The 25,115-nt window shown below is 66.8% G+C and carries 20 protein-coding genes; 3 read left to right on the top strand and 17 right to left on the bottom strand.

What is annotated here, in order from left to right; translation table 11 throughout:
* Window positions 1-13: 13 nt before the first annotated feature.
* The 17 genes from GGQ62_RS14935 to GGQ62_RS15015 form a co-directional block, all read right to left on the bottom strand.
* Entirely contained in the window at window positions 14-2,083 is a 2,070-nt protein-coding gene (locus tag GGQ62_RS14935) for a beta-galactosidase (protein ID WP_243446655.1), read from the bottom strand.
* Window positions 2,080-3,471 carry a glycoside hydrolase family 140 protein gene (locus tag GGQ62_RS14940; protein ID WP_152577954.1) on the bottom strand — a complete coding sequence of 464 codons (1,392 nt, stop codon included), beginning with the start codon at window positions 3,469-3,471 and terminating at the stop codon, window positions 2,080-2,082. The genes GGQ62_RS14935 and GGQ62_RS14940 overlap by 4 nt, the downstream gene beginning before the upstream one ends.
* Entirely contained in the window at window positions 3,468-4,721 is a 1,254-nt protein-coding gene (locus tag GGQ62_RS14945; RefSeq protein WP_153401326.1) for an MFS transporter, read from the bottom strand. The genes GGQ62_RS14940 and GGQ62_RS14945 overlap by 4 nt, the downstream gene beginning before the upstream one ends.
* Window positions 4,718-5,386: an aspartate/glutamate racemase family protein gene (locus GGQ62_RS14950; RefSeq protein ID WP_152577952.1), complete on the bottom strand. Its 669-nt coding sequence runs from the start codon at window positions 5,384-5,386 to the stop codon at window positions 4,718-4,720. Before GGQ62_RS14950 ends, GGQ62_RS14945 begins: the two co-directional genes overlap by 4 nt.
* A 14-nt stretch (window positions 5,387-5,400) precedes the next feature.
* Entirely contained in the window at window positions 5,401-8,529 is a 3,129-nt protein-coding gene (locus GGQ62_RS14955) for an alpha-L-rhamnosidase (protein WP_152577951.1), read from the bottom strand.
* On the bottom strand, window positions 8,526-9,437 hold the full coding sequence (locus GGQ62_RS14960) for an amidohydrolase family protein (protein ID WP_152577950.1): 912 nt from the start codon (window positions 9,435-9,437) through the stop codon (window positions 8,526-8,528). Before GGQ62_RS14960 ends, GGQ62_RS14955 begins: the two co-directional genes overlap by 4 nt.
* 1 nt (window position 9,438) lies before the next feature.
* The gene (locus GGQ62_RS14965; protein ID WP_152577949.1) at window positions 9,439-10,182 is read right to left on the bottom strand and encodes an SDR family NAD(P)-dependent oxidoreductase; all 744 of its coding nucleotides are present in this window, start codon (window positions 10,180-10,182) and stop codon (window positions 9,439-9,441) included.
* Complete coding sequence (locus tag GGQ62_RS14970) at window positions 10,179-11,036, bottom strand: fumarylacetoacetate hydrolase family protein (RefSeq protein WP_152577948.1); 858 nt, start codon at window positions 11,034-11,036, stop codon at window positions 10,179-10,181. Before GGQ62_RS14970 ends, GGQ62_RS14965 begins: the two co-directional genes overlap by 4 nt.
* A 10-nt stretch (window positions 11,037-11,046) precedes the next feature.
* A complete protein-coding gene (gene rhmD, locus GGQ62_RS14975; protein WP_152577947.1) occupies window positions 11,047-12,243 on the bottom strand; it encodes an L-rhamnonate dehydratase in 1,197 nt (398 codons plus the stop codon).
* Between the two features lie 3 nt (window positions 12,244-12,246).
* Entirely contained in the window at window positions 12,247-13,644 is a 1,398-nt protein-coding gene (locus tag GGQ62_RS14980) for a glycoside hydrolase family 140 protein (protein WP_152577946.1), read from the bottom strand.
* 76 nt (window positions 13,645-13,720) lie between these two features.
* Window positions 13,721-15,031 carry a glycolate oxidase subunit GlcF gene (gene glcF / locus GGQ62_RS14985; protein WP_152577945.1) on the bottom strand — a complete coding sequence of 437 codons (1,311 nt, stop codon included), beginning with the start codon at window positions 15,029-15,031 and terminating at the stop codon, window positions 13,721-13,723.
* Window positions 15,032-16,150, bottom strand: a complete 1,119-nt coding sequence (locus GGQ62_RS14990; RefSeq protein ID WP_152577944.1) for an FAD-binding protein — start codon at window positions 16,148-16,150, stop codon at window positions 15,032-15,034.
* 1 nt (window position 16,151) lies between these two features.
* Window positions 16,152-17,633, bottom strand: coding sequence for an FAD-linked oxidase C-terminal domain-containing protein (locus tag GGQ62_RS14995; protein ID WP_243446154.1), 1,482 nt, complete (start codon window positions 17,631-17,633; stop codon window positions 16,152-16,154).
* An 11-nt stretch (window positions 17,634-17,644) separates the two neighbouring features.
* Window positions 17,645-18,409 (bottom strand): L-rhamnose 1-dehydrogenase Lra1, encoded by a 765-nt coding sequence (locus GGQ62_RS15000; protein WP_152577942.1) that lies wholly within the window; start codon window positions 18,407-18,409, stop codon window positions 17,645-17,647.
* Entirely contained in the window at window positions 18,406-19,545 is a 1,140-nt protein-coding gene (lldD, locus tag GGQ62_RS15005; RefSeq protein ID WP_152577941.1) for an FMN-dependent L-lactate dehydrogenase LldD, read from the bottom strand. The genes GGQ62_RS15000 and lldD overlap by 4 nt, the downstream gene beginning before the upstream one ends.
* A gap of 73 nt (window positions 19,546-19,618) precedes the next feature.
* Window positions 19,619-20,599 (bottom strand): sugar phosphate isomerase/epimerase family protein, encoded by a 981-nt coding sequence (locus GGQ62_RS15010; RefSeq protein ID WP_152577940.1) that lies wholly within the window; start codon window positions 20,597-20,599, stop codon window positions 19,619-19,621.
* Between the two features lie 65 nt (window positions 20,600-20,664).
* Window positions 20,665-21,450 carry a DeoR/GlpR family DNA-binding transcription regulator gene (locus tag GGQ62_RS15015; protein WP_207790506.1) on the bottom strand — a complete coding sequence of 262 codons (786 nt, stop codon included), beginning with the start codon at window positions 21,448-21,450 and terminating at the stop codon, window positions 20,665-20,667.
* Window positions 21,451-21,722: 272 nt separating this feature from the next.
* Between GGQ62_RS15015 and GGQ62_RS15020 the strand changes: the two genes are divergently transcribed.
* The 3 genes from GGQ62_RS15020 to GGQ62_RS15030 are packed head-to-tail and all read left to right on the top strand — an operon-like array spanning window position 21,723 to window position 25,080.
* Window positions 21,723-22,610, top strand: coding sequence for a transketolase (locus GGQ62_RS15020; RefSeq protein ID WP_243446153.1), 888 nt, complete (start codon window positions 21,723-21,725; stop codon window positions 22,608-22,610).
* Entirely contained in the window at window positions 22,607-23,563 is a 957-nt protein-coding gene (locus GGQ62_RS15025; RefSeq protein WP_152577939.1) for a transketolase family protein, read from the top strand. Before GGQ62_RS15020 ends, GGQ62_RS15025 begins: the two co-directional genes overlap by 4 nt.
* A complete protein-coding gene (locus GGQ62_RS15030; RefSeq protein ID WP_152577938.1) occupies window positions 23,563-25,080 on the top strand; it encodes an FGGY family carbohydrate kinase in 1,518 nt (505 codons plus the stop codon). Before GGQ62_RS15025 ends, GGQ62_RS15030 begins: the two co-directional genes overlap by 1 nt.
* Window positions 25,081-25,115 lie beyond the last annotated feature (35 nt).

Genomic DNA, 25,115 nt, shown 5'->3' on the forward strand with positions numbered 1-25,115 from the left:
GCGGGAGAGGGGATTACTGCTGCAGCACCGCCACGCCTTCGGCCGGCAGCGTCAGCTTGCGCACCTTGCCCCCGCCCAGCACATCCGTCATCGACCCCGGCAACGCCACGTCGCGCGCTTCCCGGCCGTGGTTGACGAGGATGGTGATGGTTCGGCCGCCGCCCTCTCGGGTCATCAGTTCGACATCGGCCGGCACGGCGAAAGCCCGCGTCACGCCGGCGTCGCGCAAGGCGGTGTCGATCAGCCGCTTCATCACCGCATCATCGACAAGCGCGCCGACATAGGTGATGCGGCCCTTGCCGGCCCTGCGGCTGATGACGGCGGGCTTGCCATCGAGCCAGCCATTGGCCTTGCCGTAGCGCAGCAGCACGTCGGTGTCGGGCGCTGCGGGGGATAGCTGTTCGGCCCAGACCACCGCCTTGCCATCGCCGGCTTCGATGGCTTCGTCGAGCGCGTGGAATTGTTCGACCTGGCCGCCGAGCAGATCGGCGAGCGGGCCCGGTTGACGACGGGTTTCGAGGCGGTTGAATTCGTCCTTCAGGCCCGAACGCGGGCCGAGGATGAGGTGGCCGCCGCCGCGCACATAGGCCGTCAACCGCGTCGCCATCGCATCGGTAATGATGTTGAGATTGGGCGCAACGACCAGCTTGTAGCCGGCCAGCGGTGCCGCGGCCGCCTCGACGATATCGACGGCGCCCAGCGCGTCCTTGAGCGGCCGATAGTAATCGAGAAGCACTTCGATCTGGTCGTAATCGCGGTGGTGCAACTGGAAATCGATCGCCCAGCGGCTGGGATAATCCTGAAGGATGGCGACCGGCGACACCGGTTGCGTGCCGGCCAGCGCCGCCGAGGCCTTCGCCATGTCACGGCCGATCTGCTGCACTTCGGGGTAGATCGGCAGCGGCTTGCCGTCGGGCCCGACGATCGAACCGTGCATCGTTTCCTGGCCGTTGCGGGCGTTGCGCCATTGCCAGTAGAGGATGGCGTCGGCGCCATGGCCGACCGCCTGCCACGCCAGCGCGCGGGTTTCGCCCGGGTAGAGCATGTTGCTGACGCCGGCCCAGTTGACGAAGCCGGGCTGGGTTTCCATCACCCAGAAGTTCTTGCGCTTCCAGCCGCGCACCAGGTCGTGCGAGGCGCCGGCGCGCCAGGGTTTGAGATGGCCGCTGCCGACATATTCGTCCCATGACGCGAAATCGAGATCGCGGTTCATCTCGTAGCGGTCGAAGCGATTGGCCCAGCCAAGGCCGCCGAAATTGATCGTGATGAACTGGTTGCCGCCGACCACCGCGCGGATGGCGTCGATCTGGTTCTGGTGAAAACCGCGCCACTGCGCCGTGATGAAACGCTTCAATTCGAGCATCCAGCCCGGGTTGGCGTGGTCGGTGTTGAACGGCACCTGCGACCAGTCGGTGTAGGTCTGCGACCAATAGGCGGTAGTCCAGGCCGCGTTGAGCCTGTCGAGACTGCCATAGCGCTGCTTCAGCCAGGCGACCCAGGCGGCGCGGGCTTCGGGATCATAGCTTTCGTCGGTCGGTTCGTTGCCGATCTGCCAGCCGATGACATTGGGCTCGTCCTTAAGCGCCCTGGCCATCTGCGTGACGATGGCGCGCGAGAGATCCCGATACCGGCGCGACGAGATCGAGAATTGCCGGCGCCCGCCGTGGCCGAGGGTTTTGCCGGTGCCATCGACCTGCAGGGTATCGGGATATTTCTGCGTCAGCCACGCCGGCGGTGTGTCGGTGGGCGTGCCGACGACGACTTTGAGCCCGTGTTTCGCCGCCAGCCGGGTGGCGCGCACCAGCCAGTCCATGTCGTACTGGCCTTCGGCCGGCTCCATCCGGCTCCAGGCATATTCGCCGATGCGCACGACATTGGCGCCGTGCGCCTTCATCAGGCGCAGGTCCTCGTCCCACGCGGCTTCGGGCCATTGTTCGGGGTACCAGGCGGAGCCGAGCCACAGCCGTTCGTGCGCGACGGCGGCGGCGGCAGGTGTCGCCTTGGCGACCTCTGCACCGGCCGGCGGCGCCGCCAGCATGGCAAGCGCGAGGGCGGGGGCGAGGGCGAATGGCAGCAGCTTCACTGGCTCGTTCCTGTCGTGGCGTCGTCGAGGACGAGCGCCCAGTCGTTGCCCGGCGCGGAGCGGCCCGGCGGCGTGAACAGCTGTTCGCCGCTGTTGGCAAAAGTGCCGACCGGCGTCGATGTGCCGGTGCGCGGGTCGAACCAGGTGGCGCGCACGTGCTTGCCGCTGATCTTGCCCATCGCCACGCGGAATGGCTTGCCGGTGTAGCTGTAGGCGATGGCGTAGCTGCGGCCGCGGGTCGCCGCGACGCGATCGTAGCGCGTGCCGTTGCCGATGATCAGCGACTGGTCGGGGACGCGATCGACGAAGGGACGCGACAGGACCAGATCCTTCAGATGGTGCATCTGCCTGGCACCATCGGCATCGATCGAATCGCGCCACGACAGCGTCGGCCAATAGGCGTTGGCGACGCCGCCGGCGGTGAAGAACTGCATGACGCTGTTTTCGCCATAGGTGTGGCCCATGGCACCCGCCAGCACCGACCACCAGGCATAGCGGCGGGCGTCGGCAGCGCCCCAGCGCGGTTCCTGCACCATGTCGAGGCCGTGCGGCATGTTCTCGTAGCTCGGTTCGCCATCGATCGTCGGCTTGGGCGGGCTGCGCGACAGATCGTCGGCGGAATAGACCCAATTGTCCTCGCCGCGCGCGTGGAGCATCGTGTCCTGCGCGTAGCTCATGTGCCCCGACTGATACATGTTGAAATCGAGCCACGCCGCATTGTGGAAGAACCACGACGAACTGGCGCGGCCAGCGGGGTGGAAGGTCATCAGATGGTTGCGGTCGACAGCCTTGATCGTGGTGCCGAGCACATCCCAGGTGCGCAGCGCCATTTCCGGGTATCGATCGCCGCCGTTGAGCCAGATGATGTTGGGCTTGTCCTTGTAGCGCTCGGCGACGAAGCGTCCGATGACAGGGGCGGTTTCGGTGGTGAGCAGGCGGAAATCCTGCAGATTGCCCCATACCGGCACCAGCGCCAGATAGATGCCATGGGCGGCAGCGCGATCGACGACCCAGTCGAGATGGTCCCAATAGTCGTATTCGCCGGGCTTTGCGGGATCATTGCCGGGCGTGACGCGCGGCTGCGTCAGATCACCGTCGACCAGGGCCGGGCCAGCGACGGGATTGGCCATTTGCGCCGTGTGGAGCACCATGACCTGCACGACATTGTAACCTTGGGCAGCGCGGGTTTTCAGATAATGTTCGGTGGCGTCCCGGTCGAGCTTGCCGAGCAGCAGCCAGCCGGTATCGCCGAGCCAGAAGAACGGCTTGCCGCCGGCCTCCAGCGTGCGACCATCGGCCGAAACCCTGAGCGGCGGGGTCTTGCCCTGCGCCGATGCGGGACCCGCGAGCGCCAGCGCGATGGCACCAAGGAGCGGAATGACCCTCATTGTGCCAACGCACCCGCCTTGAGGTCGAAGCCGCGCGTGCAATCGATGAAGGCAAAAATGCCGGCAGCAACGAGCACCATCGCCGCCACGCCTTGCAATGGCAGATTATAGTTGCCGGTGGCGGCGACGACATAGCCGAACGCCACCGAGCAGATGAAGCCGCCGAGGTTGCCGGCGGTGTTCATCACGCCGCTGGCCGTGCCGCCGTAACGTCCGCCGATCGCCATGCACATTGCCCAGGCTGCCGGCAGCATCAGGTCCATGACCATGAAGGCGGCGCCGGCAAAGGCGATGATCGCGACCTTGGAGGTAACGAGGCTCATCGCCACCAGCAGGGCCGCCGTGACGACGAGGCACGCCGACGCGATGATGCGATAGGCGCGGCCGATGCCGATGCGCTCCGCGAGCCGGTCGCACAACACGCCGCCGGCCAGATTGCCGACGATGCCGAGCAGGAAGGGGATCGAGCCATAGATCCCCATTTCGGCAACGGTGAAGCCGGCGCCCTTGACCATCCACGTCGGGAACCAGCCGAAGAAGAACCAGCTTCCGAAGGCGTAGAAGAAATAGGCGACCGTGATCAGCCAGAGCTGCGGCAGGCCGAGCAGCTTCTTCCACGGCGTGCCGGTGTGGCCGGCCATTTCATCCCGGCCGATTTCGGCGACTTCTTCCGGGGTGATCCCCGGCTGGTCGGCGGGATTGTCATGGAACCATCGCCACCAGGCAATTGCCCAGACGAAGCCGAGCAGGCCGAGGATGACGAACACCGCGCGCCAGCCGAACCAGATGTTGGCGGGCACGAGCAGCAGCGGCGCCAGCCCGCCGCCGAGGCGGCTGGCAGCCCAGATGACGCCCTGGCCGCGCGCGCGCTCCCGCGCCGGCAACCAGCGATAGAGCACGCCGGTCATGTTGGGATAGGCACCGGCAGCGCCGAGCCCGAACAGGAACCGCGCCGCGGCCAATTGCCAGAAGCTGCGGCACAGCGCGGTGATGGCGGTGAAGAACGACCACCAGATGGTGATGCGCCGCAATTCCTTGCGATAGCCATGCTTGTCGCCCATCGCGCCGGATGGAATTTCGAACACCGCATAGGCGATGACATAGGCACTGAGCACCCAGCCCCATTGTTCGGGGGAAATGTTCAGGTCCTTCTGGATCGTCGGGCCGGTGACGGCGATCGCCAGCCGGTCGATGAAGGTGATGACCGACAGGACCGCCAGAAAGCCGAGGACGATACGGCGTTTCTTCACCGTGGCCGGGCCTGCAGAATGTCGCGCACGCGTTCGATGCCGAGTTCCGGGCTGGCGAGGACGGGTGCGGCGACAGCGCCGGGCGGGAGCGCTGCGACCACGCGCGCCATCGATGCCTGGGCGAGCACGATGACGTCCATGCCCGCCATCGCGCCGGTCAGCGCTTCGCCGACGATGCGATCATGGGTGGCGCCGTCGCCGGCCATCACCGCGGCAAAGGCGCCGTCGCAGACATGCTCGACGATTTCGACGTCCTTGCCCTCTTCGGCCGCGACACGCCAGATGAGATCGGCGGTCGGTTGCAAGGTGGTCGGCAGCGTGGCGATGACGCCGATCCGGCGGCCGGTGGCGACGGCTTTCTCTGCCATGGGCCTGTCGACGCGCAGCACCGGCTGGTCATAAAGTTCGGCGGCCATGTCCACCGCACGCCCGATCGACGAGCAGGTGACCAGCGCGATGTCGCAGCCGGCGTCGAACGTGGAACCCACCAGCCGGATCACCTGGCGCATCGTCGCCTTTTGCAAATGGCCGGCGGCGATGGTGTTCTTGATCGTGCTTTCGTCGACGAAATGCAGAATGCGGACATCGGGGATCACCCGCGCCGCGATCTCGTTGAAGATCGGCGCGAGGACCGGTGAATTGTGGACGAGACCAAGGGTAGCCACGACAGGGTTCCTTTCTAAGCCAGGGCGAAATCATGGGTGCCCGAACCGATTTCGAAGCGGACGAGACCGGCGGCGCGCGCAAGGTTGCGGACGCGCGGATCCGCTTCGATCGACGCACCGAACAGGCACCAATGGCCTCGATCCGGCAGTTCGACTTCGGCCATCGTGTTTGCCGGGATGGTCAGACGAAAGTCGGTGAGGCCTTCGGCATCGCCGTCGGTTGCGGCTTCGATCGTGCCGACATGCGATTCATAGCGCGCCGATACACGGCCGATCGCCGGGTACCACAGCGGCCGCGCGGCGATGCGCGGAAAGCCCGGCGCCGCCGGCGCAATGCCTGCCAGCCGCCGGTAGAAAAAGCCGACGACCGCGCCGAAGGCATAGTGATTGTAGCTGTTCATCGACAGGTCGCCGGTATCGCCGTTCCAGCGTTCCCACATCGTTGTCGCGCCCTGTTCGGGCATATAGCCCCAGCTCGGATAGCCGGTCTGGAGCAGCAGCGCCGAGACTTCGGCGTGCAGGCCGGCATCGGCGAGAACATCGAGAAGATAGGGGGTGCCGAGAAAGCCGGTCGAAAGCTTCATGCCGCGCCGGCGGATGTCCGCGGCGAGCAACCGCGCGGCGGCGGCGCGCATGTCATCGGGCACCAGACCCATGTGCAGCGCGAGCACCTGGCTCGTCTGGCTGCCATTGCCGGCGGTACCATCGGCGGCGACGAATTCGGTGATGAAGGCGGCACGGATTGCGGCGTGGAGCGCAGCATAGCGGGCAGCCTCGGTGCGTCCGGTGGCGGCCGCCATCTCGGCCATCAGCTGCGCACACCATGCCCAATAGGCGGTGGCGCAGAGTGCGCGCGGGGTGGTTTCGTCGTCGGGCTGGATCGCATCGACCGACAGCCAGTCCCCCAGGTCAAGGCCGCGATCGTGGCGCCAGACATGGTCCGGGTTGCGGCGCTGAACAAAGTCCATCCAGCGCGTCATCGCCGCCCAGTTTTCGTCGATCACCGCAGTGTCGCCGTAGCGCTGCCAGAGCTGCCACGGCAGGATGATTCCGGCCTCGCTCCACCCCGCGGTGACGACATCGGGGAAGGATTGCGGCTGCGGCACCACGATCGGATAGGCGCCGTCGCCGCGCTGCGCTGCCCGGGCTTCGAGCAGGAAGCGCCGGATGAAGGGATCGACTTCCATGTTGAAGGCGGCGGCATCGAGGAAGACCTGGATGTCGCCCATCCAGCCCATGCGCTCGTCGCGCTGCGGGCAGTCGGTAGGGACGGAAAAGAAGTTGCTGCGCTGGCTCCAAAGGGCGTTGTTCCAGATCGTCTGGAGCAACGGCGCGTCGGGAAAGGCCATTGTGCCGGTTTCGCGACAGGCGCTGTGGACGATGATGCCTTCGACGGTCGCGGGTGTCGGGACGCCGGGAAAGCCGCTGATCTCGACGTAGCGAAAGCCGTGGTAGGTGAAGCTTGGCTCGAACACCTCGTCGCCGTTGCCGGCCAGCACGAAGCGATCGGTGGCGCGGGCGAGGCGCAGGTTCGACAGGTCGGCGGTGCCATCGGGGTTGAGCAGTTCGGCGAATTTGGCTGTGATCGTCGTGCCGGCCGGGCCGCGGGCCGTGATTCGCACCCAGCCGGAGAAATTCTGGCCAAAATCGAGGACGTAGCGGCCGGGCAAAGGCTCGGTGATGGTGGCTGCCAGCCGCGTCCCGGTGCGCTTCAGGGCAGGCGAAGTCTGGGCGACCAGGCGTGCGCCAGGCGCGAAACCGGGCTTCGCGAGTGGCCATTGCGAAGCGTCGAAGCCGGGGCGATCCCAGCCGGGCTGTTCGAGCCGCGCGTCGCGGGTTTCGCCATCATAGATTTCGGCGGCGGTGATGGCCGATGGAGCGGTGCGCCAATCGCCGCCGGTCGTCACCCATTCGCGGCTGCCATCGGCATAATCGACCCGAAGCTGGGCGCGGAAGCGGCGCGGGGCGGGGCCGAAGCCATAGCGCTCGATCCGCCAGCCGAAGGCACTGGCATACCAGCCGTCGCCGACGACGGCGCCAAGCGTGTTGGCGCCGACCGCGATCAACGCGGTGACATCATGGGTCTGGTAAAGGACATGGTCCGCCGCGACGCTCATTTCGGGCGCGAGGATGGCGTCGGAGACGGCACACCCGTTGATGCGGGCGTCATAAGCGCCGAGTGCGGTGGCGTAGAGCCGCGCCGCGACGACGGGCCTGTCGCAGGTGAAGTCGGTCCGCAGCAGCATCGCGGGTTCGGCGGGGCGGGGATCATTCTGGACATTGGCGGTGCTGGGGACAGCCGCGGCCCAGTCGTGGGTGTCGACGCCGGCGCGGGTCCAGCCTTCGGCGGGCGATGGCTCTACCCGCCAGTCGCTGCCGCTGACGATGCGATCGATGCTGCCATCGGCGCGATGGAGCCGGACGAGCGCTGCAAAGGCACCGCCATCGACCGGGAAGAATCCCACGGTATCGGCTTCGACCAGCGCGCAGACGCTGTTGCGGCCGGGCCGGACGGTGCCGGCATAGGGCGCCAGCGTTCCCCAGAACGGCAGGTTGGTGTCCCAGTCAAAATGCCAGTCGAGCGGCGACGCCTCGCCGTTGATCCAAACCCCGCGCAGATGGTCCTTGCCGGCAATCAGCACTTCGGCCAGCACAAGATCGGCGGGCGCGTCGAAGTCGATGCGGAAGGCGTGTGGCCGGTCGTCGAGCGCGGTCTCGCTCCACACCCAGGTAAGGTTCGCGGCACGATCGGCGGCGGCAGCGCCATCCTCGGCCTCGATCCAGTCGGCGTGCCAGTCGCCGGCGGTCAGCAGGCCCGTCTCGAACCAGGCCGGCGCCGACCTGGCGATATTGCCGGCCGCATCCGCCACTTCCACCGACCACCAGATGCGCTGCATCGACGCCAGCGCCGGCCCCCCATAGGGCAAGTCAAAGCTCGCACTGGAGGCGATGTCGCCACTGTCCCAGAGCAGATCTCCGGCCGCCAGCGCCGTCGCGCTTGTCGCAGCGCGGAGCCGGTAGCGCGTCTGAAGCACGTCGTCGGCGTCGCTTTCGATCCGCCACGACAGCCGTGGCCGTGCGACCTCGGTGCCGAGCAGGTCGACGCTGTATTCGGTGCGAAGATCGACGACCTGGAGGGTCACAACGTCAGGCCGAGGCGATACAGCCGGTTGCCGTTGCCGGCGAACATGGCGCGGCGCTCATCGTCGGAGAAGGCCGCCGTGATGTCGTCATAGGCGCGCAAATGCGCGTCGAAACTGCCGAACAGCTTGTCGGTCGGGAAGTCGCTGGCGAACATGGCGCGTTCGATGCCGAACAGGTCGATCGTTTCCAGCACATAGCGCCGGGCAAAATCGTGCGACCAGGGCCGCTGGGCGAAGCCCATGCCCGAAATCTTGGCGGCGACATGGGGCAGCGCCGCCAGCATGGCCATGCCCCGACGCCATTCGCCCCAGCCGTCCGGATCGCCGGGAACCACCATGCCGGTGTGATTGAGGACGACCTGGATATCGGGGTGCCGTGCGATCAGGCCGGCCAGATGGGCGAATTGCCCCGGATAGGCTTGGAGATCGAAGCTGAGACCGTGGTTCCGCAACAACCCGAAGCCACGCATCCAGGCATCGGATGTGGTGATATCGGATGGCGTGTAGCTGCGCCGTGGGTCGGGATGCCAGTTGACGATATGCCGGATGCCGCGAACGTTGCGGTGGGCGCAGTGCGCTGCCAGCACGGCTTCGACATCGGGGCTTTCGAGCGCTGCGAAGGCGACGATGCCGTTCGGCATGCCGTCGCGATCGGCCATGCCCTGCAGCCATGCGGTTTCCGTCAGCGCATCGGCAGCGTCGGCGCCGGCTTCGACATGGACGATGCCGCGCACGTCCCAGCCCGCCGCATCGCTGCGATAGTCCTCGAGCCCATAGTCCCGCGCAATGGCTGCGACGCTGCCGTTCGGCCCGGAATCGGCAAACGGCGGCGTCAGCCACGGATAGCGGATGAGCGACAGGTCCCACAAATGGACATGGGCGTCGACGAAGGGCGGGCGGCCGGCCATGTCAGTAGGTCGCGCGCCCGCCTGACGTATCGAAGACCGCGCCTGTCGAAAAACTCGCTTCCGTGCTGGCGAGGAAGCAGATCATCGCGGCATTTTCGTCGACGGTGCCGAAGCGGCCGATCGGGATTTTCGACAGCATGAAGTCGATGTGCGTCTGCGTCATCTGGTCGAAGATCGCGGTCTTGACCGCGGCCGGCGTGACGGCGTTGACCGTGATGTTGGTCTGCGCAAGTTCCTTGCCGAGCGATTTCGTCAGCCCGATCACCGCGGCCTTGGATGCGGAATAGGCCGACGCATTGGGGTTGCCCTCCTTGCCCGCGACCGAGGCCACATTGACGATGCGGCCATAGCCATTGGCTTTCATGTGCGGAATGACCGCCTTGTTGCAGAAGAAGGTGCCGTTGACGTTCACCGCCATCACCTGCTGCCAGGCGTCCGACGGATAGGTTTCCACGGTCGCGTTGGGGCCGGTGATGCCCGCCGAGACGACCAGAATGTCCAGCCGGCCGAACCTGGCCATCACCGCGGCCGCGGCGGCGACAACCTGCGCTTCGTCGGATTGATCGACCCGGCTGGTCTGGGCTGCGAAGGCGCATTCGCCGAGCGCCGTTTCCGAAATATCCCAGACGCTGACCAGCGCGCCTTCGGCGGCGAGGCGTTCCGCGGTGGCGCGGCCGATGCCTGCAGCGCCGCCGGTGACGACAGCCACCTGGCCCGCGAACCGGCCGGTGAAGACCTCGCTCATCGTGCAGCTTCCCAGGCGACGAAGGTCTGGCGCTGCTGCCCAAGTTTCTCAATGCCGAGTTCGACGACGTCGCCGGCTTTCAGATACCAGGGCTCGGGCTTCTGGCCGAGCCCGACGCCCGGCGGTGTTCCGGTGGTGATGATGTCGCCAGGCAGCAGCGTCATGAACTGCGAGCAATAGGCGATGATCTGCGCGACGGTGAAGATCATCGTCTTGCTGCTGCCGTTCTGCATCTTGCGGCCGTTGACCGACAGCCACATGCCGAGCGCCTGCGGATCGCCGACCTCGTCGGCGGTGACCATCCACGGCCCGACCGGGCCGAAAGTGGGGAAGCCCTTGCCCTTGTCCCAGGTCAGTCCGCGCTCGATCTGCCAGTGGCGTTCGGAGACGTCGTTGACGACGCAATAGCCGGCGACATGATCGAGCGCATCGGCTTCGGAGACATAGGACGCCGCGGTGCCGATGACGACGCCCAGTTCGACTTCCCAGTCGGTCTTGCGCGAATCCTTCGGGATGGTGACGGGGTCATTGGGCCCCTGGATGCAGCTTACCCATTTCTGGAACACCACCGGCTCATCGGGCACCGGCAGGTTCGATTCGGCGGCGTGATCGGCGAAATTGGTGCCGATGGCGATGAACTGGCGGGTGCCGGCGACGCACGGGCCATAGCGGACATCGGCGGCGACCAGCGGCAATGTCGCAGGGTCGATCGCCGCCAGCCGGGCGAGGCTATCGGGGCCGAGCGCATCGGGGCCGATATCGGCGATATGGGCCGACAGGTCGCGGACGCGGCCGTCGCTGTCGACGACACCGGGCTTTTCGGCGCCGGGGGCGCCATGACGGCAGAGTTTCATGGCGGTTTCCTCAGTTCGGATAGGGACGGTGGAGAGCGATGTCGCGGTTGAGTTCGACACCGAAGCCGGGCTTGTCGAGTTCGGACGCGCGGATCTTGCCGCGCACCGGGACGGGCTCGCCTAGCAGTTGCGGCGCGAACATCGGCACGACTTCGGTGGGTCCCGGATGCATCATCAGGAATTCGGCAAAGGGCGAATTGTGCCGGGTGATGACGAAATGATAGCTGTAGACCGAGGACCCGTGCGGGACCATCATCACGCCCTTGCTGTCGGCATAAGCCCCGATCTTCATCAGCTCGGTGACGCCGCCGCACCAGCCCACATCGGGCTGGATGATGTCGCAGCATTCCATGTCCATCAGCATGCGAAAGCCCCAGCGCGTCGCTTCATGTTCGCCGGTGGTGACGAGCAGGCCCTTGGGCGCGTTCTTCTTCAGCTGCGCATACCCCCAGTAATCGTCGGGGCTCAGCGCTTCCTCGATCCATTTCAGGCCGCATTCGTCCCAGGCCCGGTGTGCAAGCCGGGTGGCATAGTCGATGTCGAGGCTCATCCAGCAATCGAGCATCAGCCAGAAATCATCCCCGCAGCGCGACCGCATCTCGGCAAGGTCGGCGATGTTCTTGTGCAGTCCCTCGATGCCTTCGGCCGGGCCATGGTGGAGCGGCAGCTTGCCGCCGATGAAGCCCAGCTCCTTGGCAATGTCGGGGCGGGCGCCGGTGGCATAGAATTGGAGTTCGTCGCGCACCGCGCCGCCGAGCATGTGATAGACCGGCTCCTGCCGCAGCTTGCCGAGCAGATCCCACAGCGCCAGGTCGACCCCGGAGATGGCGTTCACGACGAGGCCCTTGCGGCCATAATATTGGGTCGAGAAATACATCTGGTCCCAGATCTTCTCATAGTCCGCCGGGCTGCGACCCACGAGGAAGCGGCTGAGGTGCTTTTCGACGATGAAGGCCGCCGGTTCGCCGCCGGTGGTGACGGCAAAGCCGATCGTGCCGTCATCGGCCTCGAGTTCCACGACGAGCGTGCCGAGGACGTTGATGCCGAAACTCTGCCGTGACTGGCGATATTCCGGGTAGCGCGCCATCGGCGTCGCGATGTGATCGTCGATCCAGTGGCCGGCGCCCTGGTCGTGGTAATCGGCGCCGCCGCCGCGGACGGTGAAAGCGCGGACATGCTTGATCTTGGGCAGGTTCACCACTGGCATTTCCTATTGCACCGGTGCGCGGGCGGCATCATCGAGAACGAGCACCCAGTCATTGCCCGGCGCGGTCTCGCCAGGCGGATCGAAGCGGCGCACGCCGCTGTTGGGGAAAGTGCCGATCGCCGTGGTGGTGCCGTCGCGCGGTGAAAACCAGGCGGCGCGCACATCCTTGCCGGCGATGGCGCCCATCCGCATCGTGAACGGCCGACCCGTATAGCTATAGGCATAGGCATAGGCCTTGCCGCGGCTGGCGAGCACCCGATCGTAGCGGGTGCCATTGTCGGTGACGAGCGACTGGTCGGGCACGCGGTCGAGCATCGGGCGCGATTCGATCAGCGCCTTCACATGCTGCATCTGGTCGGCGCCCGGTGCGCGCGGTGCCGCGAGCGCCTGCTGCCAGGGAATATCGGCTTCGAAATTGCGGGTGTCGGCGCCCGGCAGGAAGAACTGCATGACGTTGTTTTCGCCATAGTTGTGGCCGAAGGCACCCGCCATCACCGCCCACCAGGCATAGCGGCGGGCGTCGGCGGCGCGCCAGAATGGCTGCGGCGCCTTTTCGTGCAGACCATGGGGAATATTCTCGTAGCTCGGTTCCCCGTCGATCGTCGGCTTCACCGGCAGCCGGGCCCAGTCTTCGGCGATATAGCGCCAATTGTCCTCGGCCTTGGCGTTCGGCCCTTCCTGCGCATAGGAACGGTGCCCCGATTGCAGCATGTTGAAGTCGAGCCAAGGGGCATCGTGCCATTGCCACGACGAGTCGGTCCGCCCGATCGGGTGGAAAGTCATCAGCTGCTTCGGTGCGATCGACTTGATCGTCGTGCCCAGCGCATCCCAGACGGCGGTATTGACTTCGGACCGCGTGTCGCCGCCGTTCAGCCAGATGATGTTGGGCCGCCTGCCATAGCGTTCGGCCAGAAAGCGGCCATAGGCCGGGGCATTGGCGGTGGTCAGCACCTTGCCTGTGGCAATGTCACCCCAGGCGGGCACCAGCGCAAGATAAAGGCCGAGTTGCTCGGCGCGCGTCGCAACCCAGTCGAGATGGTCCCAGTAATCATATGCGTCGGGCTTTGCCGGGTCATCGCCGGGCGTCGTGCGCGGCCGCGCCGGATCGCCGTCGACCAATGCCGGTGCACCATTGCGGCCGGTCGTTTTCGCGGTGTGGAGCACCATGATCTGGATGACATTGAAGCCTTGGCGCTTGCGCGTCTGGAGATAGGTTTCCGTCTCCGCGCGGTCGACACGGCTGAGCAGCAGCCAGCCGGTGTCGCCCAACCAGAAGAAGGGCTTGTCGCCGGCCACGAGGAACCGACCGTTCGGCGCGACCGCAAGTTCCGGGGTCGCCGCCGCGGCGGGCAGCGCAACCACCACAGCCAGGGTAGCAAGGAGGATCGCACTGGTCTTCATCTGCAGACGCCCCCCCTTCGGCCCGCATTGTCAGCGGCGCGTTTCGCGACTCTCATTGTATAATAGTATTATTCAGTCAACTGTCGGTGGTGGAAAATCGGCCGGCGAGGCGGATCGGCACGGGACCGCCGGTGGCCCAGTCGATCAGTTCGATGGTGTGGACGACCGGGGTGGCCGTGCGCTGGCCGATCTGCGTCGCGCAGCCGATATTGCCGGTTGCGATGACATCGGCGTCGAGGCGCGCCAGATTCGCCACCTTGCGATCCCCGAGCTGGCCGGCGATGTCGGGCTGCAGGATGTTGTAGGTGCCGGCCGAGCCGCAGCACAAATGGGCATCGGCGGGTGTCCGCACGGTGAAGCCGGCCCTGGCCAGCAGGCGCTTTGGGGCATCGACGATCTTCTGGCCATGCTGCAGCGAGCAGGCGGGGTGATAGGCGACGGTCAGCCCGCGCGCGTCGCCCGCCGGCAGGTCGCAATCGACCAGCACTTCGCTGATGTCCCGCGCCAGCGCCGATACGCGCGCGGCCTTGTCGGCATAGTCGGCGTCATCGCGCAGCATGAAGCCGTAATTCTTGATCGTCGTGCCGCAGCCGGAGGTGGTCACGACGATCGCTATCAGTCCGCCTTCCTCGATTTCGCGTGTCCAGGCATCGACGTTGCGCCGGGCGGCGGTAAGGGCGTCGGCCTCGCGGCCCATGTGGTGGACAAGCGCGCCGCAGCATTGTTCGCCCGGCGCGAACACGACATCGAGGCCGGCGCGGTTGAGCAGGCGGATAGCCGCCGCGCGAAACTCCGGGCGCAGGACCGGCTCGGCGCAGCCCTGAAGCAGCGCGACCCGGCCGCGGGTAGCGACGGCCTTTGTGGACTGGGCCGGGACGGGCGGTGCGAGGCTGCGGGGCGCGAGGGCGAGCATGGCGGCGACCGGCTTCAACGCGTCGAAGCGGGCGAGAAGCGGCGCCAGCGGGCGACCCAGCGCGGCCGCCCTGACCGCGAGGCGGAAGCGGCCGGGCGAAGGCAGGACCCAGGCGAGGAGACCGCGCACGGCCCGGTCGGTCCAGCGGCGCTGGTGGTGATCGTTGATATAGGCACGCGCGTGATCGACGAGATGCATGTAGTTCACGCCCGACGGGCAGGTCGTCATGCACGACAGGCACGACAGGCAGCGGTCGATATGCTTGACGACTTCGGCGCTCGGCACGCGCTCGTTCTCGAGCATGTCCTTGATCAGGTAGATGCGCCCGCGCGGGCTGTCGAGTTCATCGCCGAGCAGCAGATAGGTCGGGCAGGTCGCGGTGCAGAAGCCGCAATGGACACATTTGCGGATGACGCCTTCGGACGCGGCCATGGCCGGATCGGCGCGCTGTTCGGGCGTGAAATCTGTCTGCATCTAGAATCGCCCGATTTCGAAGACGCCATCCGGGTCGAACGCGCGCCGCACGCGGCTTTCCAGCTGCGCCAGCGGGGCCGGCTGCGGGTGCAGGGCGGGCACGGCGGCGCGCATTGCGGCACTGGCACGGACCAGCATGGCATGGCCGCCCGCCGCGGCCGCCGCCTGGCGGACCTGCGCCGCGTCGCTGTCGCTCGCCAGCCACACGAGACCGCCGGCCCAGTCGAACAGCCAATCGGCATTCGGAATTGCAGCGACAACGCCGGGTGCCCGGCTGGCGGGGACAATGATGCGCCACAGCGGGCGTTCGGCGGGCAGCGGGGCGGCGGTACGGACGGCCAGCCAAAGGGCCGCCGCCGCCGTGTCGTCGAGCGGGGTCAGCCCGGCCACGACCGGACCGAGCATCGCCGCGCGCGCCGCGATCGAGCCGGGAAAGCCGTCGAGCCGGATCGCCGTTGCGGGCGCGCCATTCCAGCGCGGCAGGTGCGCGGCAGCCGTCACCTCGGCCGGGGCGCCGAGCGCCCGCGCCATTGCGGCGACGGCGGCCGACGGATCGAGGCCGGTCGTGACCCAGGTCTGCTGCGCACGCGGTGCGGGCAGGACTTTCAGGGTCAGCTCGGTCAGCGCCACCAGTCGTCCCCAGCTGCCGGTGACGAGTTTGGGAAGGTCATAGCCGGTCACGTTCTTGACGACCTTGGCGCCGGCAACGAAGCGCTCGCCGCGCCCCGAAACGGCAGTAAAGCCGAGCAGATGGTCGCGCGCCGCGCCGCGGCTGAGGCGCGCCGGGCCGGCGATACCCGCCGCGATCACGCCGCCGATCGTTGCCTGGCCGGGCGCGCCACCCAGGATCGCTGCATGATCGAACGGATCGAAGGCGAGCATCTGGCCCTGGCCGGCGACCAGCGCCTGCACCGCGGCGAGCGGGGTCGCGGCGCCGACGGTCAGCACCAGTTCGGGCGGGTCATAATCGACGATACCGGCAAAGCCGCGCATGTCGACGACCGTGGCGCCGGGCGTTTCCGCACCGATCCCGTCCTTGCTGCCGCCGCCGCGCAGGCGAAGCGCGCCGCCGGCGGCAAGGATAGCGCACAGGTCATCGATGCCGGCCGGGCGCAACATGTTAGAAGCGCGGCAGGTCGGGGAAGGGCAGCTTGCCGTTGTGGACGTGCATGGCGCCAAGTTCGGCACAGCGATGCAGCAACGGAAACACCTTGCCCGGATTGAGCAGCAGTTCCGGATCGAAGGCGGACTTGACGTGGCTCTGTTGCGCCAGGTCGGCGGGCGAGAACATCAACGGCATCAGGTCGCGCTTTTCGACGCCGACCCCATGCTCGCCGGTCAGCACGCCACCCACCTCGACGCACAGCCGCAGGATATCGGCACCGAACGCTTCGGCGGTGGCGAGCTGGCCGGGCTGGTTGGCGTCATAAAGGATCAGCGGATGCAGATTGCCGTCGCCGGCGTGGAACACGTTGATGACCCCCAGGCCATGGCGTTCGGACAGCGCGCGCATCCGTGTCAGCACTTCGGGCAGGCAGCGGCGCGGGATGGTGCCGTCCATGCACAGATAATCGGGCGCCAGGCGGCCGGCCGCGGGGAAGGCGGCCTTTCGGCCCGCCCAGAAGGCGGCGCGTTCGGCATCGTCGGTGGAAATGCGGATCGAAACCGCGCCATTGGCCAGCGCGATGGCCTCCACCTCGTCGATCAAATGGCTGCATTCCGCCGCCGGTCCATCGAGTTCGACGATCAGCAGCGCCGCCACGTCGAGCGGATAGCCGACGTTGACGAACGCTTCGGCAGCGTGGACGGCGGGCTGATCCATCATTTCCATCCCCGCCGGGATGATCCCCGCGGCAATCACGTCGGCAACGCATTTGCCGCCGCTTTCGACGGTGGGAAAGCCGATCAGCAGGGCGCGCGCTGTCTCGGGCTTCGGCAGCAGCCGCACGGTGACCTCGGTCACCACCCCGAGCAAGCCTTCGGAACCGACCACCACGCCGAGCAGGTCGAGCCCCTGAGCTTCGAGGCCGCGGCCGCCGAGCCGCAAAATCTCGCCCTCGATCGTCACCAGTTCGACACCAAGGACGTTGTTGGTGGTCAGGCCATATTTCAGGCAATGCACCCCGCCCGAGTTTTCGGCGATGTTGCCGCCGATGGTGCAGGCAATCTGGCTCGACGGGTCGGGGGCATAATAGAAGCCGGCGTCCTCCACCGCGCGGGTGATGGCGAGGTTGGTGACCCCCGGCTGGACCACTGCGAGCCGGTCGGCATAATCGATGTCGAGGATGCGGTTGAACCGCGCCATGCCCATCAGCACCCCGTCGGCGAGGGGCAGCGCGCCGCCGGACAGCGACGTGCCGGCGCCGCGCGGCACGACCTTCACCCGGTTGGCATGGCACCAGCGCAGGATCGCCGCGACCTGTTCGACGGTCTGCGGCAGCACGACGACCATCGGCGGCTGGCGATAGGCGGTCAGCGCGTCGGATTCATAAGGCCGAAGCGCGTCGGCATGGTCGATGACGCCGTCACCCGGAACGATGGCGCGCAAGGCCGCGACAATGTCACCGCGCCGTGCCAGCACGCCCGCATCGGGTTCGGGCATGCACAACGACATTATTGCAGGTTCACGAACATGCCGCCATCGACGAGCAACGCGGCACCGGTGACATAGGCGGCCATGTCGGACGCGAGGAAGACGATCGGGCCGACAAGATCGTCGGGCATGCCGAGGCGGCCGAGCGGCGTGCGTTCCTCCATGTAATGGCGCTTGGCATCGTCGGCGAGATCGTCCTTGTTGATTTCGGTCAGAATGGTGCCGGGCAGCACCGAGTTGCAGCGGATCCCGTGTTTGCCGAGCGCGATGGCCGCCGACTGCATCAGCGAATGGACCCCGGCCTTGGTCGGCGTATAGTGCGTCTGGAATTCACCCCCGACAAGCGCCGAGATCGACGAGACGGCGACGATGGCACCGCCCCCGCCCTGGCGAACCATCTGATTGGCGGCCGCCTGCACCATGTAATAGGCGCCGTGGAGGTTGACGCGAAAGGTGCGATCCACCGTTTCGACGGGCATGTCGAGAAAGGCATGGAAGGGGCAGATGCCGGCGTTGGAGACCAGCACATCGACATGCCCGAACGCGTCGACCGCCTTCGCCACGAAGTCCGCCGCGGTCTCCGGCAGGGCAACATCGCCCTTCACCGCCAGGCCGCGCTGCCCCAGCGCCTCGATCTCCGCAATGCACGACAGCGCCTTGTCGTCGCTCGATGCATAGTTGATCGCGACATCGGCGCCATGCCGTGCGGCGCCGATGGCGGCGGCCCGGCCGATGCCGGTCGATCCGCCGGTCACCAGCACCGTCTTGCCCTGCAGAAGCTTCATGTCATGTCCCTGGCAATAATCGACCGGTCGATGGCGTCGATCCGGTTCACTCCGGTCAGCGTCATTGCGACCGTCATTTCCCTGGCGATCAGTTCCAGCAGGCGCGTTACCCCCGCTTCGCCCTGTGCCGCCATTGCGTAAACCCAGGCGCGGCCGAGCAACACCCCCTGCGCCCCCAGCGCCAGCAGGCGCACGACATCGAGGCCATTGCGGACCCCGCCATCGGCAAGCACGGTCAGCGCGCCGCCGACCGCATCGGCGATTGCGGGGAGGGAGCGGGCGGTCGACATGACGCCATCGAGCTGCCGCCCGCCATGGTTCGACACCACGATGCCATCGGCGCCGATCGCCACCGCTTCGCGCGCGTCCTGCGGATCGAGAATGCCCTTCAGGATCAGCGGCCCGTCCCATTCGGCGCGGATCCAGTCCAGATCCTTCCACTGGATCGACGGGTCGAAATTCGCGCCGAGCCAGCCCATGTAATCGTTCAGCCCGCTCTTGTCGCCAAGCACGGCCTTGAGATTGCCCAGCGTATGCGGCCGGCCGCGCAGACCGACATCGATCGCCCAGCGCGGGTGGGTCATCGCCTGCACCAGCCGGCGCAGCGGCGCATGGGGGCCCGACATGCCCGAATGGGCATCACGATAGCGCGCGCCGGGAACCGGCATGTCGACGGTGAACACCATCGCCGTCGCGCCGGCCGCCTTGGCGCGGGCAATCAGTTCCTTCATGAATCCGCGATCGCGGATGACATAGAGCTGGAACCAGAAGGGGTCGGCGATCCGCCCGACTTCCTCGATCGGGCAGATCGACACCGTCGACAGGCACATGGGGATGCCGGCGGCGCGGGCGGCGCGTGCCGCCTGTACCTCCCCGCGGCGCGCATACATGCCGCTGATCCCCACCGGGCCCAGCGCCACCGGCAACGCCAGCTTGTGCCCGAACAAGGTGGTGCCGAGATCAATCGACGCCACGTCGCGCAGCACCCGCTGCCGGAGCGCGATGCCGGCCAGGTCGCTGACGTTGCGGCGCAGCGTTTCCTCGACATAGGCGCCGCCATCCGCATAATCGAACAGGAAACGCGGCAGCCGCCGCCGTGCCGCCTCGCGGAAATCGGCGGCCGAAGCGATGATCATCGGCGGCGCCCGGCGCCGTGCGCTGCCCGGGCGAGCAGCGCAGCCTTTGCGGCGAGGACCGGACCCTTTGTCATCAGTAGGAGGTGAACAGCGCCTGGCGGGCGAGGTTGAGCGCCGTCACCGCGTCCTGGGCATCCTGCGCCTCCTGCATCGCCGCAAAATCGAGCTTGTCGAGGGCGCGTTCGACCGCCTTGAGAAAGCCGATCGCCGAGTTTGCCGCCGCAACCGAATCCTCGCGGAAGGGGAACTGGTCGAGCTGCCAGACGCCTTCCCAGCCGTTCTTGCGCAACGTGTAGAAAAATTCGAACAATTCGATCGGGTGGACCGATCCGGCGATCAGATCATCGTCCCAGCTGCGCAGATTGTCGTTCACGTCCATGCCGAACAGGCGACCATGATCGATGGCGAGTTGCGCCGCATCGGCCGGGCTTTCGCCGCCATAGAGCGAATGGCCGAAATCGAGCAGGATGCCGACATTGGGCAGGCCCATCCGCTCGATGCCGAGCAGGGTGCGCGCGACACTGTCATAGCTCATGTGGACCCGCGGCTCGCGCGGCTTGTATTCGATGACGAATTTCAGGTCGGGGTTCTGCGACGCCAGTTCGGCGATGCCCTCGACGCTCATCTGCCACAGCTTCTTGTGATCGACCTGGAAGGGGTAATCCCAGCCGTCCTGGCCTGGCCAGAGCTTCACATAATCGGCGCCGAAGTGGCGCACGACCCTGGCCGCGTCGTTGCACATTTCATTGGCGAGCTTGCGGATGCCGGGGTCGGGGTTGGTGAAGGCACCCTTGGCGAACTGGCGGGTGTAGATTTCGGGGGTAATGCCGATGACCGACAGGTTGTTGCGCTTCAGCGCCGCATCGACGGTATCGAGCCCCAGGCTGGTGTCGACGAACGGATAGTTGATGTCGACCACCGACAGGTCGTCGACCTGCCCCGCGAGGTCGATCATCTCGACAAGCGACCGCGCCGGGCCATAGCCATCGGTGGCGTAGCGATCGACATAGGTGGCGAAATGCCAGATTCCGGCACCGTAACGTTGCGTGCTCATGCTGTCTCCCTCATCCCGGTGGAATCGACGGTCGCGGCGCCGGTGCGCCCGCCGCCCTGAATGTGTCAGGCGATGATCACCTCCACGCCGATCGCTTCGATCGCGGCGCGGTCCGCCGCCTGGATGCCCGCGTCGGTGATCAGCACATGCACCCGGTCGAGCCCGCACAGGGACGAGAAGGACCGCAGGCCGATCTTGCTCGAATCGGCGACGAGATAGACGCGCCCGGCCGCCTCGATCATGGCGCGCTTGACCGCGATATCGGACAGGGCAGGGTAGGTCAGCCCGGCGTCGATATCGAGCGCGGCCGTCGCCAGGAACAGTTTCTGGAAAAACAGCCCCTTGAAATAGTCCGCAGAGCGCTCGCCACTCAGCGAAAGCGTCGGCGCCTTGAAATGGCCGCCGGTCATATGGACTTCGAACCCGGCTTCGCCGCCGAGCATCAGCGCGATGTTGAGCGCGTTGGTGATGACCGTCATGTCCCGGCGTTGCAGCAGGTTGGCGGCAACTTCGGTTGTCGTCGACCCCGAATCGAGCACGATCGTCTCGCCGTCATTGACGAGCTGCGCCGCAGCCCGGCCGATGCGCTGCTTGGCCTCCATGTTGTCCCGATGGTGCAGGGCCATTTCGCGAACCTGCTGCGACACCGACTTGAGAAAGGCGCCGCCATGTTCGCGGGTGATATGGCCGTCGATTTCGAGCTTCTCGAGGTCCTGCCGCATCGTCACCTCCGACACGTCGAAGGCATCGGCCAGGGTTCGGACGCGAGCGCTGCCTTCCTCCTGCAGCCATTCGAGAATCTTCTTGCGGCGCGTTTCGGCAAGCAGCCGGGTGGGCGACTGGGACTTCATGCGAGCAGGCTCAAAAGGCCGCACCCGGGAAGCGTCCGGGGCGGACCACCGCCCGCGCCGCGACCCGGCATGACGCGCACTCGGCAAGACCTTCCACTGTCGCATCTCCCAGGCTGCCACTTCGATCGGCAGTCATTCCTTGGCTAACTGGTATCGCGGGGTTGCGTAATTTGTCAATTTTGATCGGTTGGCATCCCGAACGAAAAAATACGAAAGCAAATTGTTTGCGAATGCGCTCGAACTGGCGTAGTGATGATACCGGGAGAACACCGATGGGGAAGCTGCAGACGCAGTGTGCGGTCGTCCAGGCCGAAACACGCGCGCAACCGATGGCACTGCGAGTCGAGCACGTCCGCGCGAAAGCGAACTGGATGCGGCGCCGGCTGCTGCGCATGATCGTCGATGCCGGGCAGGGCCATCCGGGTGGCGACCTGTCGGCGACCGATATCGTCGCGTCGCTGTATTTCGACACGCTGCGGATCGATCCGCTCAGCCCGAACGCCCCCGGCCGCGATCGTTTCGTCCTGAGCAAGGGGCATTGCACCGGGGCGCTTTACACCGCGCTGGCCGGTGCCGGCTTTTTTCCGGAAGCCGACCTCGATACCTATCTCAAGCCCAATTCGCGCCTCAATGGCCACCCCAACCGCACCTATCTGCCGGGCGTCGAAACCAACACCGGCCCGCTGGGGCACGGCCTGCCGGTTGCCGTGGGCATTGCAGTTGCCGGGCAGATCGATGCGGCGGGCTATCGCGTGTTCGTCGTCACCGGCGATGGCGAGTTGCAGGAAGGCAGCATGTGGGAAGCGGCGATGTTCGCCGGCCACCGCGGCCTCGGCAATCTCACGGTGATCGTCGATCGCAACCGCCTGCAACAGGGTGCGCGCACCGAGGATACCAACGCCCTCGAGCCGCTGGTCGACAAATGGCGGGCCTTTGGATGGGACGTCTTCGAAATCGATGGGCATGACGTCGCCGCCCTATTGACGGCGTTCGACGACGCGGCCCTGCCGCGCAGCCGGCCGCGGGTGCTGATCGCCAACACGGTAAAGGGCCAGGGTGTCAGCTTCATGCGCGACCAGGCAAGCTGGCACCATGGCGTCCCCAGCGCTGCCCAATATGCCCAGGCGATCGCCGAGCTCGAAGCGGAGCAGGCGAAGTGAGCGCCGCTGCACCCGCCGCCGGTCTCCACGACTGCCGCGAAGCCTATGTCCGCGCCATCGCCGAACTCGCCGCCGAGGACGATCGCATCGTCGCCGTCGTCAACGATTCGGTCGGGTCGTCGAAACTAGGGGCGTTTCGCGATCGCTTCCCGACCCGGCTGATCAACGTCGGCATCGCCGAGCAGAACATGGTCGGCGTCGGTGCCGGTCTCGCCAATGGCGGCAAGATCCCGTTCGTCAGCGGCGCCGCATGTTTCCTGACGGCACGCGCGATGGAGCAGATCAAGGTCGATTGCGCCTATAGCCAGGCCAATGTGAAGCTGTGCGGCATTTCGAGCGGCGTCGCCTATGGCGAGCTTGGTGCGACGCACCACAGCATCGAGGACATCGCCTGGCTGCGGGCGATCGACAAGCTGACCATCATCGTGCCGTCGGATCCGTGGGAAACCGCCGCTGCGATCAAGGCCGCCGCCGCCTGGGATGGCCCGGTGTTCCTACGCATCAGCCGCATGCCGGTGCCGGACATCGCGCGCACGGCCGGCGCGGCCTTCGTCATCGGCAGGGCCGAAACGCTGCGCAGCGGCGATGATGTGGCGATCGTCGCGACCGGCACACTCGTCCACCGCGCCATCGCTGCCGCCGAAGCGCTCGCTGCCGAAGGAGTTTCGGCGCGGGTGATCAACATGGCCACGGTGGCGCCGATCGATACCGACGCGCTGGCGGCGGCCGCGGCAACCGGGGCGATCGTCACGGCGGAGGAAGGGCTGGCGACCGGCGGTCTTGGCGGCGCAGTTGCGGAATATTGCGCGCGGAACCACCCGGTGCCGATGCAGATGATCGGCTTTCCGGGGTTCCTGCCGACGGGTTCGGCCGACTGGCTGATGGAAAATTTCGGCCTGACGGCGCACGGCATCGCCGCTGCGGCGCGCGATGTGATCGCCCGGAAGCGCTGATGTCCGGCCCCTGCGTCCTCGCCATCGATCAGGGCACGACCAACACCAAGGCGCTGCTCGTCGCGCCCGATGGTTCGGTGCGCCTGTCTCGGACGCGGGCGATGGCGGTCGAACATCCCCGGCCCGGCTGGTGCCAGCAATCGGCGACGGACATCTGGGATACCGTTGCCGCGCTGATCGCCGAATGCGTTGGCGCCGCCGATGGCGCGGAGATCGCCGCGCTGGCGATTTCGAACCAGCGTGAAACGATCGTGGTGTGGGACGCCGAAACCGGACGCCCGATTGGCCCCGCGATCATCTGGCAATGCCGCCGTTCCGCCGATCGCTGCGTGGCGCTGCGTGGGGGCGGACACGAACCCGATGTCGTGGCGCGCAGTGGCCTGGCACTCGACCCGTTGTTCCCGGCCGGCAAGATCGCCTGGCTGCTCGATTCGGTCCCCGGCGCCCGGCGCCGCGCCGAAGCCGGCGGATTGCGCTGCGGGACGATCGATAGCTGGCTGTTGTGGAACCTGACCGGCGGCGCAGTGCACGCGACCGATCATGGCAATGCCTCGCGCACCCAGCTGTTCAACCTCGAAACCCTCAACTGGGATGCCGAACTCGCGCATCTGTTCGATGTGCCGTTGCAACTGCTGCCGGTGGTCATGCCGTCGGACAGTCGGTTCGGGTCGGTCGCGCCCGGTCTGACAGCCCTGCCCGACAACACGCCGATCCATGCGATGATAGGCGACAGCCATGCCGCGCTGTTTGCCCATGCCGCCGGCGGGGCACGTGCGAAGGTAACGATCGGCACCGGCAGTTCGCTGATGATCGCGACCGCGGGCCGGGTGCGGTCATTGCACGGCCTGTCGAGCACGATCGCCTGGAGCCGGGGGTCGTCCGTCCAGCATGCACTCGAAGGCAATATCGCCGTTTCGGGCCATGCCGTGGCATTTGCCGCCGATCTCCTGGGACTTGCCGACGAGGCGGCGCTGACCCGACTGGCCGCCAGTGTCGATTCGAGCGCCGGAGTCGTGTTCGTGCCCGCGCTCGCGGGCCTTGGCGCGCCGCACTGGTGCACCGAGGCGCGCGGCGTGATCAGCGGCCTGTCGCTGGGCTCCCGGCCGGCGCACATCGCCCGCGCCACGCTCGAAGCGGTGGCGCTGCAGATCGGCGATGTCGTCGCGGCGCTCGATGCCGATCTGGGCATGGCGCTTGCCGACCTGTCCGTCGACGGCGGTGCGGCGCGCAACAGCCTGTTGATGCAGTTGCTGGCCGATCTGCTCGACCGTTCGGTGGTGCAACCGGCGATCGTCGAAGCCAGTGCGCTGGGCGCAGCGCGGCTCGCCTTCGAAGCGCTGGGGATGGGCCTGGCCCGGCACGACGATGGCCAGGCGAAACGGTTCACGCCGGCCATTTCTGCTGATCAGCGGCAGCGCGTCACGAGCCGCTGGAACGATGCGGTGGCGAGCGCCAGGCGCGACGCCGCAGAACACGGGGCGATATTGCGAAGGGAGCGCCCCGAGCCCGTCACGTAACGTCAACCACAAAAAACAAAAAAGGGGAGTGAATC

It is taken from the genome of Polymorphobacter fuscus (assembly GCF_011927825.1).
GTDB classification, from domain to species: domain Bacteria; phylum Pseudomonadota; class Alphaproteobacteria; order Sphingomonadales; family Sphingomonadaceae; genus Sandarakinorhabdus; species Sandarakinorhabdus fusca.

Coding starts and splice junctions, on each gene's coding strand:
- GGQ62_RS14940 (WP_152577954.1), bottom strand. CDS start 3,471: ATGAGGGTCATTCCGCTCCTTGGTGCCATCGCGCTGGCGCTCGCGGGT.
- GGQ62_RS14960 (WP_152577950.1), bottom strand. CDS start 9,437: ATGGCCGGCCGCCCGCCCTTCGTCGACGCCCATGTCCATTTGTGGGAC.
- GGQ62_RS14965 (WP_152577949.1), bottom strand. CDS start 10,182: ATGAGCGAGGTCTTCACCGGCCGGTTCGCGGGCCAGGTGGCTGTCGTC.
- GGQ62_RS14970 (WP_152577948.1), bottom strand. CDS start 11,036: ATGAAACTCTGCCGTCATGGCGCCCCCGGCGCCGAAAAGCCCGGTGTC.
- rhmD (WP_152577947.1), bottom strand. CDS start 12,243: ATGCCAGTGGTGAACCTGCCCAAGATCAAGCATGTCCGCGCTTTCACC.
- GGQ62_RS14980 (WP_152577946.1), bottom strand. CDS start 13,644: ATGAAGACCAGTGCGATCCTCCTTGCTACCCTGGCTGTGGTGGTTGCG.
- glcF (WP_152577945.1), bottom strand. CDS start 15,031: ATGCAGACAGATTTCACGCCCGAACAGCGCGCCGATCCGGCCATGGCC.
- GGQ62_RS14990 (WP_152577944.1), bottom strand. CDS start 16,150: ATGTTGCGCCCGGCCGGCATCGATGACCTGTGCGCTATCCTTGCCGCC.
- GGQ62_RS14995 (WP_243446154.1), bottom strand. CDS start 17,633: ATGCCCGAACCCGATGCGGGCGTGCTGGCACGGCGCGGTGACATTGTC.
- GGQ62_RS15000 (WP_152577942.1), bottom strand. CDS start 18,409: ATGAAGCTTCTGCAGGGCAAGACGGTGCTGGTGACCGGCGGATCGACC.
- lldD (WP_152577941.1), bottom strand. CDS start 19,545: ATGATCATCGCTTCGGCCGCCGATTTCCGCGAGGCGGCACGGCGGCGG.
- GGQ62_RS15010 (WP_152577940.1), bottom strand. CDS start 20,599: ATGAGCACGCAACGTTACGGTGCCGGAATCTGGCATTTCGCCACCTAT.
- GGQ62_RS15015 (WP_207790506.1), bottom strand. CDS start 21,450: ATGAAGTCCCAGTCGCCCACCCGGCTGCTTGCCGAAACGCGCCGCAAG.
- GGQ62_RS15020 (WP_243446153.1), top strand. CDS start 21,723: ATGGGGAAGCTGCAGACGCAGTGTGCGGTCGTCCAGGCCGAAACACGC.
- GGQ62_RS15030 (WP_152577938.1), top strand. CDS start 23,563: ATGTCCGGCCCCTGCGTCCTCGCCATCGATCAGGGCACGACCAACACC.